Annotated in this window: 17 protein-coding genes and 1 pseudogene; 3 read left to right on the top strand and 15 right to left on the bottom strand. The window is 28.0% G+C overall.

All coding sequences use genetic code 11. The features are described from left to right. Window positions 1-11 precede the first annotated feature (11 nt). Window positions 12-1457, top strand: a complete 1446-nt coding sequence (locus CBLAS_RS03990; RefSeq protein WP_106870404.1) for a sodium:solute symporter family protein — start codon at window positions 12-14, stop codon at window positions 1455-1457. A 160-nt stretch (window positions 1458-1617) separates the two neighbouring features. On the opposite strand, the gene CBLAS_RS03985 is transcribed toward CBLAS_RS03990, so the two are convergent. The 9 genes from CBLAS_RS03985 to CBLAS_RS03950 form a co-directional block, all read right to left on the bottom strand. Beyond that, window positions 1618-1944, bottom strand: a complete 327-nt coding sequence (locus CBLAS_RS03985; RefSeq protein ID WP_106870402.1) for a hypothetical protein — start codon at window positions 1942-1944, stop codon at window positions 1618-1620. A gap of 11 nt (window positions 1945-1955) precedes the next feature. Beyond that, window positions 1956-2255: a hypothetical protein gene (locus tag CBLAS_RS03980; protein ID WP_106870400.1), complete on the bottom strand. Its 300-nt coding sequence runs from the start codon at window positions 2253-2255 to the stop codon at window positions 1956-1958. Window positions 2256-2279: 24 nt separating this feature from the next. Beyond that, the gene (locus CBLAS_RS03975; RefSeq protein WP_106870398.1) at window positions 2280-2594 is read right to left on the bottom strand and encodes a hypothetical protein; all 315 of its coding nucleotides are present in this window, start codon (window positions 2592-2594) and stop codon (window positions 2280-2282) included. Window positions 2595-2620: 26 nt separating this feature from the next. After that, the gene (locus tag CBLAS_RS03970; protein WP_106870396.1) at window positions 2621-4147 is read right to left on the bottom strand and encodes a hypothetical protein; all 1527 of its coding nucleotides are present in this window, start codon (window positions 4145-4147) and stop codon (window positions 2621-2623) included. A gap of 1 nt (window position 4148) precedes the next feature. Further along, window positions 4149-4556 (bottom strand): nuclear hormone receptor DNA binding domain-containing protein, encoded by a 408-nt coding sequence (locus CBLAS_RS03965; protein ID WP_106870394.1) that lies wholly within the window; start codon window positions 4554-4556, stop codon window positions 4149-4151. Window positions 4557-4559: 3 nt separating this feature from the next. Beyond that, complete coding sequence (locus CBLAS_RS09675; RefSeq protein WP_277620688.1) at window positions 4560-4685, bottom strand: hypothetical protein; 126 nt, start codon at window positions 4683-4685, stop codon at window positions 4560-4562. Between the two features lie 10 nt (window positions 4686-4695). Next, window positions 4696-5037 carry a hypothetical protein gene (locus CBLAS_RS03960; protein WP_106870392.1) on the bottom strand — a complete coding sequence of 114 codons (342 nt, stop codon included), beginning with the start codon at window positions 5035-5037 and terminating at the stop codon, window positions 4696-4698. 393 nt (window positions 5038-5430) lie between these two features. Then, entirely contained in the window at window positions 5431-6165 is a 735-nt protein-coding gene (locus CBLAS_RS03955) for an endonuclease/exonuclease/phosphatase family protein (protein WP_106870388.1), read from the bottom strand. 1 nt (window position 6166) lies between these two features. Next, window positions 6167-7567, bottom strand: coding sequence for a phospholipase D-like domain-containing protein (locus CBLAS_RS03950; RefSeq protein ID WP_106870386.1), 1401 nt, complete (start codon window positions 7565-7567; stop codon window positions 6167-6169). Window positions 7568-7936: 369 nt separating this feature from the next. On the opposite strand from CBLAS_RS03950, the gene CBLAS_RS03945 reads away from it, so the two are divergent. Beyond that, window positions 7937-8506 (top strand): YceI family protein, encoded by a 570-nt coding sequence (locus CBLAS_RS03945; RefSeq protein ID WP_106870384.1) that lies wholly within the window; start codon window positions 7937-7939, stop codon window positions 8504-8506. A gap of 50 nt (window positions 8507-8556) precedes the next feature. On the opposite strand, the gene trpA is transcribed toward CBLAS_RS03945, so the two are convergent. From trpA to CBLAS_RS03915, 5 genes and pseudogenes are all read right to left on the bottom strand, one after another. Then, window positions 8557-9303: a tryptophan synthase subunit alpha gene (gene trpA / locus CBLAS_RS03940; protein ID WP_106870382.1), complete on the bottom strand. Its 747-nt coding sequence runs from the start codon at window positions 9301-9303 to the stop codon at window positions 8557-8559. Beyond that, the gene (gene trpB, locus CBLAS_RS03935) at window positions 9296-10480 is read right to left on the bottom strand and encodes a tryptophan synthase subunit beta (RefSeq protein ID WP_106870380.1); all 1185 of its coding nucleotides are present in this window, start codon (window positions 10478-10480) and stop codon (window positions 9296-9298) included. The genes trpA and trpB overlap by 8 nt, the downstream gene beginning before the upstream one ends. A 30-nt stretch (window positions 10481-10510) precedes the next feature. Continuing rightward, window positions 10511-11116, bottom strand: coding sequence for a phosphoribosylanthranilate isomerase (locus CBLAS_RS03930; protein ID WP_106870378.1), 606 nt, complete (start codon window positions 11114-11116; stop codon window positions 10511-10513). Next, window positions 11113-12722: pseudogene (gene trpD, locus CBLAS_RS09530) on the bottom strand (anthranilate phosphoribosyltransferase). Before trpD ends, CBLAS_RS03930 begins: the two are co-directional and overlap by 4 nt. Next, window positions 12719-14005: an anthranilate synthase component I family protein gene (locus tag CBLAS_RS03915; RefSeq protein WP_106870376.1), complete on the bottom strand. Its 1287-nt coding sequence runs from the start codon at window positions 14003-14005 to the stop codon at window positions 12719-12721. The pseudogene trpD and the gene CBLAS_RS03915 overlap by 4 nt, the downstream one beginning before the upstream one ends. A 165-nt stretch (window positions 14006-14170) precedes the next feature. On the opposite strand from CBLAS_RS03915, the gene CBLAS_RS03910 reads away from it, so the two are divergent. Then, entirely contained in the window at window positions 14171-15496 is a 1326-nt protein-coding gene (locus CBLAS_RS03910) for a sugar transferase (RefSeq protein WP_106870374.1), read from the top strand. Between the two features lie 174 nt (window positions 15497-15670). Here CBLAS_RS03910 and CBLAS_RS03905 read toward each other — a convergent pair whose 3' ends face one another. Continuing rightward, window positions 15671-16015 carry a hypothetical protein gene (locus CBLAS_RS03905; RefSeq protein WP_106870372.1) on the bottom strand — a complete coding sequence of 115 codons (345 nt, stop codon included), beginning with the start codon at window positions 16013-16015 and terminating at the stop codon, window positions 15671-15673. Window positions 16016-16029 lie beyond the last annotated feature (14 nt).

Raw genomic sequence — 16029 nt, 5'->3', positions numbered from 1 at the left:
AAGGACAAAATTTGTCAACATTACAAATAACATCTTTGATTGGGCTAATTATATATTTTATAGTGCTTCTTATTGCAGTAATGAGAGAAAATAAAAACAGTTGTATTTTAGACTATTTCTTTGCTGGAAGATTGCTTCCATTTTGGACACTCTCCATAACCTTTATAGCTTCTTGGTGGGGAGCCGCATCCGCTATAGAAACGGCAAATCTTGCATATGATGATGGGCTTGGTGCTTTTTGGTATTATGGAGTTCCTGTTTTAATATCTACTTTTTTAATGATACTTGGCTCACGCTCCATTAGAAAAGTGCAATACCTAACACAAGGTAAAATGATGGAGGCTAGATACTCCAAAACAGTTTCTACAATTTTATCCATTATGATACTAATCTTTATGACATTTACCGCTGCCTCACAAATGGTGGGAATTGGTAATTTTTTTGGAACATATCTAGGAATGAACTATGAATTAGCCGTTATAATTGGAACTAGCATAGTTTTAATATATTCTATATTTGGTGGTTTTCGTGGTGTTGTACTTACTGATATAATTCAATTTGTATTACTAGTTATATCCGCCATAGCTGTTTTTATAGTTGCTTTTGTAAATTCTGGTGGCTTTAGCGAAATTAGCAATGCAGCGGCTATTTTAGGAAAAGATGACTATATGAGCATAAGTGCTGGTGCTTCAAAATATCTAACTTATGTTATAACTTTTGGGTGTGCGTGGATGATACAGGCAAATGTTTGGCAAAGAATTTCAGCCACAAAAAGTGATAATGATGCCTATAAGATGACTGTTCTTAGCTTTTTTGCCTACATACCGCTTTATCTTATAGTGGTTTTTACAGGTATGGCGGGCATTGTTCTTTTTAAAGATATCCCAGAAGGTGGCGTGGTTACGGCTATTGTTATGAACTATATGCACCCTATTTTAGGCGCTTTGGTATTTGTAGGAATTTCAGCTGCTATAATGTCAACTATGGACTCTCTTATAAATACAGGCGCCATGACACTTGCTATAGATTTAAATACCAAAGAGAATGATGAAAAAAAGAAGTTGAAATTCTCACGCATATCAACACTTATAGTTACAATAGTAGCTCTTTTAATATCACTAAAAATTCGATCCATTTTAGAAATTTCATGGATAGCTTCTGATGTAATTACAACGGGTGTTTTTGTGCCACTTGTTGCTGGGTTTATTTGGCGTAGAGGAAATTCAAAAGGAGCTTTAGCATCTATGATATTTGGGCTTGTCTATTGTTTTTACAATCTAATAAGAAGTTTTGATATTAATCTTCCTGCATTTTGGGAAGTTCGTTCAACCACACAAGCTGTTTTAGGGATAGGAATTTCTTTAATTATCTACATCACAGTCAGCCTAAAAACAAAACCCGAATATGAAAAAGCTGATCATTTCATAAAAATGGCAAGCCTGTTTAGAAAAGCATAAGAGGTTAGTAGAATAACTTTTTATGCTCTTAATTAAAAAAATTCATATTTTTTTATACCTTTACTTTCTAAAAGTTTAATGAATTTAGTAAAATCATCTTTAGTAATCAAATATATATTTATAAATGTGGAAAATATGAATTTTTTTCTATGTCTAAAAGCTATGGTTCTTGTAATAATTGTTTATAATCTTTTAATTTATTATAATAAATTGTCTGGGAACACAAAGACCTTTTTATGACCAAATAGTCTTCATAACAATCAATTTGTCTTAAATTATACATACAAAAGTAAGCATAAGGAGTAAATATAACCAAGATATAACCAGTAATATTTGGTATAACATTATCTAATTGGATACATAAGTAACCAACAATAGCTGTAGCACTCATCCATAGCATATAAAAAATATCATATAAAATAATTATAAAACCTTTTTTACGATTTATAACTAAAAGTGGTTTGTCTTCATCGGTTGTTTTTTTCATTTTTACTCCTTTTATTCAAAAATATATTTAATTATAATACCTATAAAAACAAAAACAATACCTATATAAAATACCCATTTTGTAATCATCAACCCAACATATTGCTCTTGGTTTTCAAGGTAAAATTCTTGCTCTTGCTCACTTCTTTTTTCTCTTTTAATTTTTGAAATTCGTCTATATTCTGTAAAATCATCTTTTGCCATAATACCAAAGAAATTCTTTTTGTTGTAACTAAAAAAAATATACTTTGCAAATAACCCAACACTTACAATAAAACAAAACAAAGCAACTGAGAAAAATTTATCTGACATTAATACTCCTTTAATTTAAAGTTGTCAAATTACATAATAATATATCCAACCTGTGATAGCCAAAAAAATAAAAATATAACCTATTTTAAACCATTTTGAACCTGTTGTTGCAATATACAGCTGTTTGTTTTTAAAGTAAAATTCTTGCTCTTGTTCGCTTCTTTTTTCTCTTTTAATTTTTGAAATTTGATTGTATTTCATAACTTCTTCTTTATTCATAATGCTAAATATTTTTTGTTTTCTTTTGGGATATTTAAGAATAGAATATATAAATATACTTAAGCCTATAAATATACAAAAAATTCCAGTAATAAATAATATTGTTATTATTTTTGTCAATTTTTCTCCTTTTTTAAAACTAAATATCATTTCATAGAATTTAGAACTTTAAACCTATCGTCACTTGCTTTTAGTGATAACTCTTTTATATCTTTGTAAATTTTGTTTTTATCTCTAATTTCTAAATTTGAGTTTCCTAAACTACTTACTAAATTTAGTATCTTTACTTCTACTAAATCATTGTTTATTAAATTTGCTCTTTTTAATTCATAGTTGTTTGCTTTGTTTGCTGTATTGCTATACTCTTTAATTAGAGTTTGTATTAAGTTTAGTTGTTCTTCTTTTGTGTTAGCTATAGTGTATTCATCTAATGTTTTTGCAAGATTGGTTGATAATGTTGCTGCCTCTTTTAAATCTCTTAGAAATCCATAGCCTTTTATATTTGCTCTTTTATTCTCTTCATCTGTTAAATTTAACTTTTCTTTATGCATAGATGAAGTTGTATCAACTTTAAAGTTTATATCTGCTAGTTTTAAATTTGTTTTATCTGTTTTTGTATAGGTTGAAGAGAACTCTAAAGTATTATCTTTATCTATATTTTTAGTTTCATTAGTAAAGTTTGTATTTAAGTATTTAATACCTAATTCATCTAATGTTTTTAACTCATCACTTTGTGAAATTCCATCACTATTTTTATCTTGCCATACTTTTAAGTTTAAAAATTCTTCATCATTTATATCTATAATGCTATCACTATTTGTATCATACTCTTTTAAAGAGTGAAAGCCATTAATAGCTAAATGATTACTACTATTTAATTTAGAGAAATTTCCAAATAGTTCATTTCCATTATCTACAATGCCATTACTATTTTTATCAATTACAAGTAAGCCATCATCTTTGTCTACCCAAGATGATTTAAATTTAACTCCATCACCATTGTGGTCAAAGTATACTCCATCTTTTAAAGATAGTGTTTCTATGCCATCTCCATCAAGATCTAAAACTAGTGGGTCGTAGATGGTAGGAGATATAAAGGGGTTAAAGTATTGATTTAGATAATCATTGAAGTTAAAGCCATTGCCTGATATTGTTCCAAAAGGGTTTGGCAATATAATAGGATTTTTTGTAAAATTTGTAAAATCATCAATAGTTGAATTACTATTTTTTAAAGCGTTATTAATAATATCATAAAATGCTTTATTATCTTCTAATAATTCATGAATTGCATTATCGGCTTTTGCTATTACTATTGACCCTTTATAGGTAATTTTGCCAGCTTTATTAGGTATGGTTTTTTCCATGCCTCGTGTTGTTAGAAATCCTCCTAGATAATAAAATGGTCGAGTTTTAATATCATTTAATAAATGATCTCCTAAAATTTTTATAGATTTAGTATTATTAAGTGCATGATAAATAATCTTCATCTCATTTATAGCTTGCTCTTGATGATAATTTGAGTTTAAATTAGGTATAACACTCTTGTTGTTTTCTTGCCAATCTCTAAAGCCACTTATTCTGGCTAGAAAATCACCAAAAGCATAAGGGGCTCCGACAAAAGTATCCACAAATCCGTTTGCAAAATCACTTAAATGTTGTTTTATGCTAGACATTTTAATTCTCCTTATTTTTTATTTTTTTATATGGTATTAGATATGTTAAAAAAATTGAAACTATTAGATATAAAACAATTCCTATAATATATGAAACCAAATACATCTTGTCTGAATTTGGAAACAAGATTTTTTGACCAAAATATGCAAAAATTATTACAATAACAGGCGATAGAAAAGTAAAGTTCTCTACCCAAAAAGTAAAAAAACCTGATGGTTTAAATTCACTTTTGCAGTTTTCGCATGTAAGATTTTTTTTGGTAAATAAGTCCCCAAATTTTGATATTTTCTTTATTTTATTACCACAGACTGGGCAATTAAAATAGAGTAAATTTATACTTTGTTTCTTTTTAATAGTTTTTTGATTATCATCAATCAATTCTAATTCTTTATCTGTTAATTTCTTCATTGTCTACACTCCTTTAAATTTACTAGCTAAAGAACTACCTAATTTCATACCAGCAACAGCACCTGCCATTTGTATAATATTAGTGGCTGTTTCAACGGGGTCACTACTTACTCCATCTTTAGTTTTCATAATTTACCTCCTATGTAAAAAATAATTTTACAATCAAAAAACCTACAAAACAAACAAATCCAAATATGCCCAACCAAAGAAGTATCCATGGGAGACAAAATAATGGTAATGTAATTATCTCAAATATAAAATGAAATGGTTGTTTATCTTTCCAACTTTTTACTGTTTTTATATATATTTTAGTAGGTTCAAGACCAATAACCCATTGTTTATATGTATGTTTTATAAATTTACCATTATACTCCTGCTTTCCATTTGCATAATCTGCATAAATAATTAAAAAGAGCCCAAAAAGTAAAAATGCCCACCAAGTTGCAATTAAAAAATAAAATAGTTCAGTCAAAATATCCATAATTTTCCTCTTTTAAAGTTTATTTATTTTTGCTATTTAAAACTAATTATAAGAGTGTAATTATTACCCATGTCTTTTCCTTATAAAATGCTAAATTTATCAATCAATATATAGCCAATTACTACCAAGATATATAGCAAATATAAATCATTATCTAACTTTTCATTTTTAATTATACTTTTGGCACATTTAGCATATAAAACAATTATAAAAAGTGGTAACAAAGGGGCTAAGATTAAATTTAACCATTCTTGCTTAGACAAATTGCCTATTATTATTTAAAATTTTGCTAAATCAAAATACCTATTTCCTTTTGTCTTTTAATATAAAATTTAATTATATCTATAAATAATTTAGTTAAACAAGCTTAATGAAATTTATAAAACAATATAACTACTTATTATCTAGCTTTTCAAATTCTGCAAAAAGTGGATTATGGTCTGATAGTCTATGATCTATCTCAACCCATGAATTTATCAACTTTAAATCTCTATAAAATATAAAATCTAGCTGATTGCCCATAAAAGATTTAATATGATTATGCTCATCAAATTTCACCATTTTAAGCCTTAAGCTTTTAATTAACTCTTTTAGAACGAGTAATCTTTTTTTATTCCAAGTATTAAAATCCCCAGCTATAATTATAGCTCCTTTGTGAAATTCAACAATGGCAGAAAGTTTTTGTAGCTCTTTAATAAACCTTGTATTTTCTCTAAAATTTATAGAATGAATGTTTAAAATAAGTAACTCACCCATATCTTCAAACATATATGTAGAAAAAAGTAGGCTTTTATGAGTTCCAAACACACCCTCTTTACCCTCAGAAAGATAGGCTTTTGCATAAGTTGATCGGATCTTACTTGCTGTTAAAACACCATAAAATTTACTATTTAGCTCTAAATTTGCTGCAGCATTGTAGTTGAAATTTGGAATTATAATCTCTCTATCATCAAATTTAGCCTCTTGAAATAGTAAAAAATCAACACTTATATCTTCAATATATTTTTTAAATTTAGCATTTTTATTATTTTTATGCACATTCCAACAAACTAATTTAAACTTATTAGAGATAAACTGATTAGTTATAATCTTATTTGAGTTATGCAGAATTTTTAGCGGTTTAAACATTTTATAATAGCGGCGTAAAAACTTTTACAATATTTTCAATGGTTTCTCTTACTTTACTAGGTTTTTGCATGCCTTTATTAGAACTATCCATTAAAGATCTCATCCACTCCTCAAGCTCATCTACAACTCTTTTAGAGTATACAAATGTAACTACTTCATAGTTTAAAAAAAGACTTCTATTATCAAAATTTACAGATCCAACCATGCCAGCAAGACTATCAAATAAAATAGCTTTTGCATGTAACATATTCCCCCGATACAGCATAACTTCAACACCAGCACTATTTAGCTCTCTCATATATGGGCTTCTTCCTAGATCAGCTAAAAGGTGATTAGAATGTTTTGGAGTTATGAGTTTTACATCTACCCCTTTGTGTTTTGCTATGATTAAAGATTGTATTATATTTTCTGATGGAACGAAATATGGAGTAACTATCCAAATTCTCTCTTTTGCATTATAGATTGCATTAAGTAGTGTTTCATATAGTGCGTCTACTTGTATATCAGGACCTGATGGAACAACTTGTACAATATCACTACCATCAAACTCAAGACTTTGATCTATATCAAAGTTATTTTTCTCACCCTTAGCGTACGCCCAATCATTACAAAAAATATAGTAAAAATGAAAAACACTAGGACCTATTAGTTTATACATTAAATCATCCCATCTTTGTTCATCTTCTTCTAAGCCCATATACTCATCACTAAGATTCATACCTCCGCTAAGAAGTATTTTTTGATCAAAAAGATAAATTTTACGATGATTTCTAAGGTTTATATAGCTTTGAAATGGCCTTTTAAATATTGGTGTAAAAAAGACAATATCCACACCAACCTCTTTTGCTTTTTTAAATTTGCCCTGTTTTATATATGCCCCAATTGAGCCAACTATATCTAAAAGAACTCTTACCTTCACACCCTCTTTGGCTTTCTTTTCTAATGCATCAAGTAAAATTTGAGTTGTTTTATCAAATTTAAAAACATATGTGCAAATATCAATAGAATATTTTGAATTATTTATCTGTTCTAACATCTCTTTAAAAGCCTTGGTGTCTGATAAAATAAGTTTTATATCATTATTTTTTGTTGCAGATGGCATTTTATTTTTTTCTAACAAACTAAGAACACTGTGTTCTGAAGAGCTAATATTGTATTTATGATACTTTTCAGGCTTAGCTATCTTTACATATTCTTTTTTGCTTCTAGATTCACGCTTGCGAATACCAATTATGAAATATAAAGGCACTGATATAAAAGGAAGAAAGAAGATAGCTAAAATCCAAGATATCATACTATTTGGAGATCTTTTTTTATACAATATATGTCCAATAGCGATAAAGACCAATATACCACTAACGATAGTGGAAACATAGATACTAATTAAATAGATAAAAGTCATGGTTATTAAAAATCTCCTTAAAAATAGTATTATAGCATAGATAAAAATTTAGTTTTTTAACATATTTTTAGAGTTAAATATCGTTTTTATTTGAAATTATTATATTTTATAACTTAAAAGTAAAAAATTCTAAAAAATGGTTTTTTATTAAAATTTCAAAATAAGCACCTTTGTAAAACTACCTATTTTAGCTACTTATAACAGAAAATTATATTTTTTTACTAATTTTTATATATTAAGTTATTATATTTATATATAATAAAAAATATCAATGTATAATTTTATGAATATTTTTTTAACGAAATTATATATTTTGTTTAAGAATATCATATATAATTCAACTTATAAATAAAATTCAAGGAGAAATGTATGAAGAAAATTATTACTTCAACAGTAGCGGCGCTTTTTTTAGCAACAGGAGTTAATGCAGCAGAGTATGTTTTAGACAAAGCTCACTCATCTATAGGTTTTGAAATTAAACATATGCAAATAAGCAAAGTAAGAGGAAATTTTACTAATTTTGATGGAGCTGTAAGTTTTGATCCTAAAACTAAAAAACTAACCAACCTTAATGGTGAAATAGTAATAAGTTCTATAAACACAAACAACAACAAAAGAGACGATCATTTAAGAAGTGTGGACTATTTTGATGTAGAAAAATTCCCAACTATGAAATTTGAAATGACAGAGTTTATCCAAGATAAAGATGATGACGAAGAAGGCATTGTAAAAGGAAACCTTACTATAAAAGGCGTAACTAAAGTAGTTGAGTTTGAATATGAATTAGGCGGTACTACAAAAACAGATGATGGAAAAACTCTTATAGGTTTAAGCTTAGAAGGCGATATTTTAAGGACTGATTTTAACATCGGTGAAGAAAGTGTAGCAATGGGCAATAAAGTTAAAATGATTATTGAATTAGAAGCAAAAGAGAAATAATAAATTTATTATGAAGACTTAAGAATGCTCTTAAGTCTTCATCTAAAAAACTAATTAAATAACTCTTTTACCTCTTCTAATAAATATTCACCTCTAAATTTACCACAAAGCTCAACCAAAGATGTTCCTACTATAGCTCCATCAGCATACTCTCTTGTTATATTTATATCTTCATTTGTCCGAATTCCAAATCCAACAGCAACTGGCAAATCACTCATCTTTTTTAAATCGCCAACCATATGCTTTAAACGATTTAAAGGAGTTTGCTCTCCACCAGTAACTCCAATAGCGCCAATAGCATAGATAAAGCCGCTAGATCTTGTTAAAAGTTTTTTTGCACGGTGCTCAGAAGTAACACTTATAAGAGGTATTAAGCTCAAATCATTTTTTTTACAAAGTTTAAACATCTCTTCGCTCTCTTCATATGGCATATCTGGTATTATAAAACCCTGAATACCACATTTTTTAGACCTTTGTATGAAGTTACTTAAGCCATATGCATATATTAAGTTATAATATACCAAAAAAACAATTGGTTTTTTACTTGTTCTTTTTTCTAAAATTTCAAATACCGTATCGGTATTTACGCCATTTTCTATAGCCTCAAGTCCAGCATCCAAAATCACCTTTCCATCAGCTATAGGATCTGAGTATGGAATTCCTATCTCAAGAAGATCTATGACGCTTTTATCTAAATTATCTATAAATTCAATTGTATGTTCCACGCTTGGGTAGCCTGCTACGATATATCCAATATTTGCATTTTTGTTTTTAAAGGCTGATTGTATATTATCCATAAATAGTTCCTTTTTTATAATTTCTTACACTATCCATATCTTTATCACCTCTTCCGCTTATATTAACAACGATATTTTTTTTACCGTTTTTAAGCTTTGGGCATAGCTTATCAAGATACGCTAAAGCATGTGAACTCTCAATAGCTGGTATAATCCCTTCTAATTTTGTTGTAAGCTTTAAAGCTTTAATACATTCATCATCACTAACTGCTTCATATTTAACTCTTTTTATATCAAAAAGATGAGCGTGCTCAGGTCCAACTCCAGGATAATCAAGTCCTGCTGAAATGCTATGAACTGGCAAAATTTTACCATATTTATCTTGCAAAACTATAGTTTTCATACCATGTATAATACCTGCTCTACCTTTTGTAAGCGTTGCTGCATTATATGGGGTATCAACCCCTAAACCACCGGCTTCAACCCCTCTTAGCTCAACACTCTCATCATCTAAAAATGCAGTAAAAATTCCAATAGCATTGCTTCCACCGCCAACACATGCTATAACATAATCAGCTTTTATATTTTTGGTTGCTAGTTGCTTTTTTGCCTCATCTCCAATAACTCTTTGAAAATTTCTTACCATTAACGGATAGGGATATGGCCCAACTACAGAGCCTATTACATAAAAAACGCTCTCTATTTCATTTACCCAGCCTTGAATTGCAGCTGTTGTTGCCTCTTTAAGTGTTCTTAACCCCTCTTTTATAACCACAACTTTTGCACCAAGTAGCTCCATTCTAAAAAGATTTAACTCTTGTCTTTTTGCATCAACCTCACCCATATAAACATCACATTCAAGCCCTAAAAGTGCTGCAGCAGTTGCAGTTGCAACTCCATGTTGCCCTGCTCCAGTTTCAGCTATAACCTTTTTCTTACCCATTTTTTTAGCTAAAAGTGTTTGGGCTAAAGCATTGTTTAATTTATGTGCGCCTGTATGATTTAAATCCTCTCTTTTAAAATAGATCTCATGACCATAATACTCACTCAATCTTTTTGCATGATAAAGCGGTGTGGGTCTTCCAACATACTCTTTTAAAAGCTCGTTAAGCTCTTCTTTAAACTGCTTGCTTTGCCCTATTATTTTATATGCCTCTTCAAGCTCTTCTAGTGCAAACATTGCAGTTTCTGGGATAAATTGACCTCCAAATTTTCCAAAATATGCTTTTGTATTCATTTTATAATCCTAAATTTTTCTTTAATTATACTACATTTTAATGTTAGCTAGAAGTTTTTTGATTAAATTAACATCTTTAAGCCCACTACTATCTTCAACCTTACTATTTACATCTATAGCATAAGGGTTAAACCTAACTGCTTCTTTTGCATTATAAATATCTATCCCTCCAGCTAATACAAAAGGTTTTTCTTTAAAATTTTTAAGTAAATTCCAATCAAAACTTACACCATTTCCACCTAATTTTTTACCCTTATAATCAAATAAAATTTTATCAAAATACAGATTTTCCAAATTTGGAATTTCATCTTTTATGCTTACAACCTGCCAAACTTCAATATCTTCTTTACTAAGTCTATCTTTGAAATTTGCCTCTATTTTTTCATAAATTTGAACTATTTGCAAATTTGAAAATTTGCAAATTTTAATAATATCATCTTCACTAATTCCTGCAAAAACACCAACGGTTTTTTTACCATTTTCATAAGCTATTTTTGATATATTTTTTGCTATTTTAGGGGTTACTTGTCTTATTGACTGGGCAAATATAACTCCTAAAAAATCAACTTTAAGTTCAGCAACGCTTAGTGCTTCTATCTCATTTTTTATTCCACAAATTTTAACTTTAACACTCATTTTTTATCTACATAATTTAAGAAATAGTTCCAAACCACTTTATCTTTTATGCTTTTTAATATTATCTCTTTTGCTTGCATAGGCGAACTAACAACATCCGCACAATAAAGAGCAAACATAGCATTTAAAATAACTATATCAAATTTAGGTCCGCTAAGTTCCCCTTTTAAAGTAGCTTTTAAAATTTCAGCGTTAAATTTGCCATCACCACCTTCTAAATCTTTATGAAAAGCTCTTGTAAAGCCAAATTGTTCAGGAGTTACTCTATACTCTATAATTTTTCCATCCTTAACTTCATGAATTAATGTTTCATCACAAAGTGTTATTTCGTCCATTCCATCTAGCCCATGCACTACCAAAGCATGTTTTCTACCTAGCTCCATTAAAGTTTGTGCCATAAGCTCATTTACCTCTTGTAAATAGTTGCCAGCTATTTGATTTGTTAAGCTTAAATTTGGATTTAACAAAGGTCCAAGCATATTAAAAACACTTCCTATTTTTAATCTATCTCTTACCTCTTTTACTTCAGCTGTAACTTTATGAAAAAGTGGTGCATGAAAAAAAGCAAGTCCTTTTTTATGAACTAACTTTGTAATTCCTGCTAAATCGCTTTTAAACTCAACCCCTAGAGCACTAAGAGTATCACTACTGCCACTTTTACTAGTTATAGCTTTATTGCCATGTTTTGCAACCTTTACTCCTAAACTTGCTATTATAAAAGCTGTAGTTGTTGATATATTTATAGTTTTTAGCCTATCTCCCCCCGTTCCAACTATATCAAACATAGGTGTTGGATCGTTATATGTTGTTGAGTATTTAAGTATGTTTTTTACTAATGCCGCAAGACTATCAGGGTAAAGAGATTTTTCACTTATTAAAACTAAAAGTCCAGCAAGTTGAACTATATCATAGTCTTTGTCATTTAAAGCTTTACATATTATCTCATAATCGTTTCCATCAAGTGGAAAGTTTTTTTGTAGCTTTATCATAAATGGCGCAAAATTTGTCACTAATATATCCTTTATTTCTATTTTTTATTATAATTTATAAAATTACTGATTATCTGTTTCCCATATTGAGTAAAATAACTCTCAGGGTGAAATTGAATGCCAAAAATTGGCTTATTTTTATGTCTAATAGCCATTATTATATCATCATTTTTACTCTTGGCCAAAATTTCAAACTCGCTAGATAGTGTATCTTCATCTATATATAAAGAGTGATATCTCATAACATCAAATTCACGCGGAAGACTATCAAATAATACTCCTTCATTTTTTACTTCGAGTGTTGAAATTTTACCATGAAATGGAGTTTTAAGTTTTTTAATGTTGGCACCATAACTATATCCAATGGCTTGATGACCCAAACATACTCCTAAGATAGGAATATTTAAATTTGATTTTAATATATCAAGACAAATAGCACTATCTTTTGGGTGTTTTGGTCCAGGGCTTAATATTATATGGCTTGGGTTTAAACTAATAATCTCCTCTAATGAAATTTTATCATTTCTATAGTATTTTACATCATCACTACTAATCTCTAAAATATATTGATATATATTAAAGACGAAACTATCATAGTTGTCAATTATTAAAATCAATCTATCTCCTTGCATAGTTTTTCAATCACCCTAAGGCAACTTCTTCTTTTTTTACATATTTCACTATATTCATTTTTTGATATACTATCATATACTATGCCTGCTCCAGCACCTATAAAAACTAAGTTCTTATCATCTTTTTTATTTGGTATAAAAATAGCTGATCTAATTAGTATCGCCATCTGAACATCTCCATTAAAATGCCAAAAGCCAATTCCTCCTCCATATATCCCTCGTTTTGAACACTCTAGCTCATTTATAATTTGCATTGCCCTAATTTTTGGACTTCCACTAAGCGTTCCAGCAGGAAAAACAACACTTAAAATATCAAAAGATGACACATTTTTTGGTTTTTTACCATAAACTTCACTTACTATATGCATTACATGTTCATATTTAACTACTTGCATAGGATTTTTTACTCTCACACTTCCTGCTTTTGCAAATTTACCAATGTCATTTCTAGCTAAATCTATAAGCATACGATGTTCAGCTAACTCTTTTTCATCTTTTAAAAGCTCTTTTTTCAACTTTTCGTCTTCATTTGGGGTTCTACCACGACTTCTTGTCCCAGCAATTGGTGCTACAAATATTTCACTATCTCTTATTTCCATTATAAGTTCAGGACTACTGCCTACTACATCTCCATAAGGTGTTGGAAAATGAAACATATATGGACTTGGATTATTAGCTTTAAGCTCTATGTAAAACTTAAGACTATCAAGATTTGTAGAAATTTCTAAAATTTGGCTTAATACAACTTGAAAAACATCTCCATTTTCTATATATTTTTTAGCTGTTTTAACCATTTTATCAAAATACTCTTTTTCATCTTTTAGATTTGTTTTTATAGTATAATATCTATCTTCTTTAATATTATCTTTTGTTGTTTTTAACTCTTTTAATTTATCATAGTATTTAAAATCTGTTCCATAATATGTATAAATTTTACTTATTTTATCGTAGTGTAAGTAAGAACTAGCATTTGCATATATAAATTTTGGAAACTTATAAAGGCTTTTTTTATTTTCACCAATTACCTCAAACTCATCTACCATTTCATAACTTGTAATACCAAAAAGTCCAGCAAATGGTGCTTTTGTATTATCTTCTTTTTTTGCTTCATAAAATTTTTGTTTAAAATCATCAAAACTTATAGTTTTTCCATCAATATATTTAGCATTAATTCCTATTATAACCTGAAAATTATCCTCTGCCAAAAAACTATTTTTATAATCTTTTAAAATTTGTTTATAATACACTATAGGTTCTAAAAGTAACATCATTTCTCATTTCAATATTTTTTTAATATTATAACAAAATATATGGATTTAAATTTAAATTAAAGAATAATATAGATTTAAATATTTTGGTAATTAGCAATATGTATTTTGAATCTTTTTTATAATTTTGATATAATTAAACTTTAAATTTAAGGATTATTTTTAGTGAGAAATTTTTTTTGTAGCATTTTATTAATCATAGTTGATATACTATCAATATTTATCTCAATTTCTATAATGACTTTTTTTAAAAACTACCAAAATTTACTTTTTGGTATAGATAAACAGTATGAATACAGCGAATATACCCAATTTTTTATTATCTATGCAATAACTATATTAGTTCTTGCATATAATAAACTCTACACCGTTAGATATGACTTTTGGCATGAAACTCAAATAATAATAAAATCTTGCTTCCTTTCATCTTTATTACTTTTTTCCATTATGGCTTTAGGTAAAGATATAGAGTATTCAAGAATTATATTAATAGGTTCATATATACTTTTAATCCTAATAATGCCTACATTAAAATATTTTTTTAAATTATTTTTATTTAATATTGGAATTTGGAAGAAAAAAGTATATCTTATAAATGGTGACAAAGAGACAAATAGCGGCATATTTTCCAATAAATATCTAGGGTATGTAGTTACTAAAAACGATGATTATGATGTTCTTTTTATAGGAAATAATAATAAAAACTTAGAGGAAATTAGTGCTATTATAGAAAAAAATGCCCTAGCCCATAAAGAGGTGATATTTAGCCCAGTATTGCAAGACTATGATTTTAATAGAGTCAATATCCTAAGCATATTTAGTTTAAATAAAAACCTTATCATACTTAAAAACTCTTTATTAAATCCTTTAGATCGTCTATTAAAAATATGTTTTGACTACATTATAGTATTATGTTTTTTGCCTATATTAATAATTGCTTTTTTTATAATTTTTATACTTATGCGTATAGAAGAGCCAAAATCTAGTATATTTTTCAAACAAAAAAGACTTGGTCGTAATGGAAAAGAGTTTTGGTGCTACAAATTTAGAAGTATGAGAGAAGACGGTGATGAACTTTTAAAACAATATCTAAAAGAACACCCAGAAGAGATAGAATTTTATAAAAAATATCATAAGTATAAAAATGATCCACGAATAACAAAAATAGGAGGTTTTTTAAGGATGAGCTCTGTTGATGAGTTGCCACAACTAATAAATGTCTTAAAACTTGAAATGAGTATAGTTGGTCCAAGACCAATTTTACCTGGAGAATTTGAGTTAGGTGGCGCTAGTAAAACTCAAAAAGAGATAATCCTAAAAGTTAGACCAGGACTAACTGGACTTGCACAAATAAATGGTAGAAATACTGCTAATTTTGAAGATAGAATCAAAATGAATATTTGGTATGTTAAAAACTGGAGTGTCTATAAAGACATTGTAATTATACTTAAAACAATTGCTATAGTATTAAAAATGAAAAGTGCTGGGTAGCAAATTTATACTAATTATATATTTATAATTTCTAGATAAAATCTATATTAAATATCTAAATCTTATATTTTAAAAAGCCTTATTTTATATAGATATTTTATTCAGTTATAATCTAGCTTTTAAATTTTAAAATCACTTTAATGCTTATAGTGGTTAAGCTAACCACTATAAAAGCTATTTAAATAGCTTCTTAATAGCTTGAATAAATATAAGAGCTATTAGCAAAAGAAATATATATGAGGCTATTTTAGTTGGTAACTCCGTATCTAAATAATCTTTTACCTTTGCTATCTCATAAATAGCAATGCAAATAGCAGATAAACCAAAAGAGATAATAATTTTATGTATAAATTTAATTTCTAAAAGCAATATAGGAACTAAAAACAATATGCCAAAAGTTATAAATTTTCTTTGGTTAAAAGTTAAATCAAAAGATGAAATAAAACTATATATAAATCCATAAAGTGGCTCATAAAGATACTGCATATATGCTATAAAAAAATGATTAATAATCTCCATATCAAACCTATGTT

It is taken from the genome of Campylobacter blaseri, assembly GCF_013201895.1.
Classification (GTDB): Bacteria; Campylobacterota; Campylobacteria; order Campylobacterales; family Campylobacteraceae; genus Campylobacter_B; species Campylobacter_B blaseri.
This window is presented reverse-complemented; position numbering and strand designations above follow the sequence as displayed.

Bases quoted from the DNA above. Each gene is read 5' to 3' on its own strand.
- CBLAS_RS03970 (WP_106870396.1), bottom strand. From the start codon at position 4,147: ATGTCTAGCATAAAACAACATTTAAGTGATTTTGCAAACGGATTTGTG.
- CBLAS_RS03965 (WP_106870394.1), bottom strand. From the start codon at position 4,556: ATGAAGAAATTAACAGATAAAGAATTAGAATTGATTGATGATAATCAA.
- trpB (WP_106870380.1), bottom strand. From the start codon at position 10,480: ATGAATACAAAAGCATATTTTGGAAAATTTGGAGGTCAATTTATCCCA.
- CBLAS_RS03955 (WP_106870388.1), bottom strand. From the start codon at position 6,165: ATGTTTAAACCGCTAAAAATTCTGCATAACTCAAATAAGATTATAACT.
- CBLAS_RS03915 (WP_106870376.1), bottom strand. From the start codon at position 14,005: ATGTTACTTTTAGAACCTATAGTGTATTATAAACAAATTTTAAAAGAT.
- CBLAS_RS03985 (WP_106870402.1), bottom strand. From the start codon at position 1,944: ATGAAAAAAACAACCGATGAAGACAAACCACTTTTAGTTATAAATCGT.
- CBLAS_RS03980 (WP_106870400.1), bottom strand. From the start codon at position 2,255: ATGTCAGATAAATTTTTCTCAGTTGCTTTGTTTTGTTTTATTGTAAGT.
- CBLAS_RS03945 (WP_106870384.1), top strand. From the start codon at position 7,937: ATGAAGAAAATTATTACTTCAACAGTAGCGGCGCTTTTTTTAGCAACA.
- trpA (WP_106870382.1), bottom strand. From the start codon at position 9,303: ATGGATAATATACAATCAGCCTTTAAAAACAAAAATGCAAATATTGGA.
- CBLAS_RS03950 (WP_106870386.1), bottom strand. From the start codon at position 7,567: ATGACTTTTATCTATTTAATTAGTATCTATGTTTCCACTATCGTTAGT.
- CBLAS_RS03960 (WP_106870392.1), bottom strand. From the start codon at position 5,037: ATGGATATTTTGACTGAACTATTTTATTTTTTAATTGCAACTTGGTGG.
- CBLAS_RS09675 (WP_277620688.1), bottom strand. From the start codon at position 4,685: ATGAAAACTAAAGATGGAGTAAGTAGTGACCCCGTTGAAACAGCCACT.
- CBLAS_RS03930 (WP_106870378.1), bottom strand. From the start codon at position 11,116: ATGAGTGTTAAAGTTAAAATTTGTGGAATAAAAAATGAGATAGAAGCA.
- CBLAS_RS03905 (WP_106870372.1), bottom strand. From the start codon at position 16,015: ATGGAGATTATTAATCATTTTTTTATAGCATATATGCAGTATCTTTAT.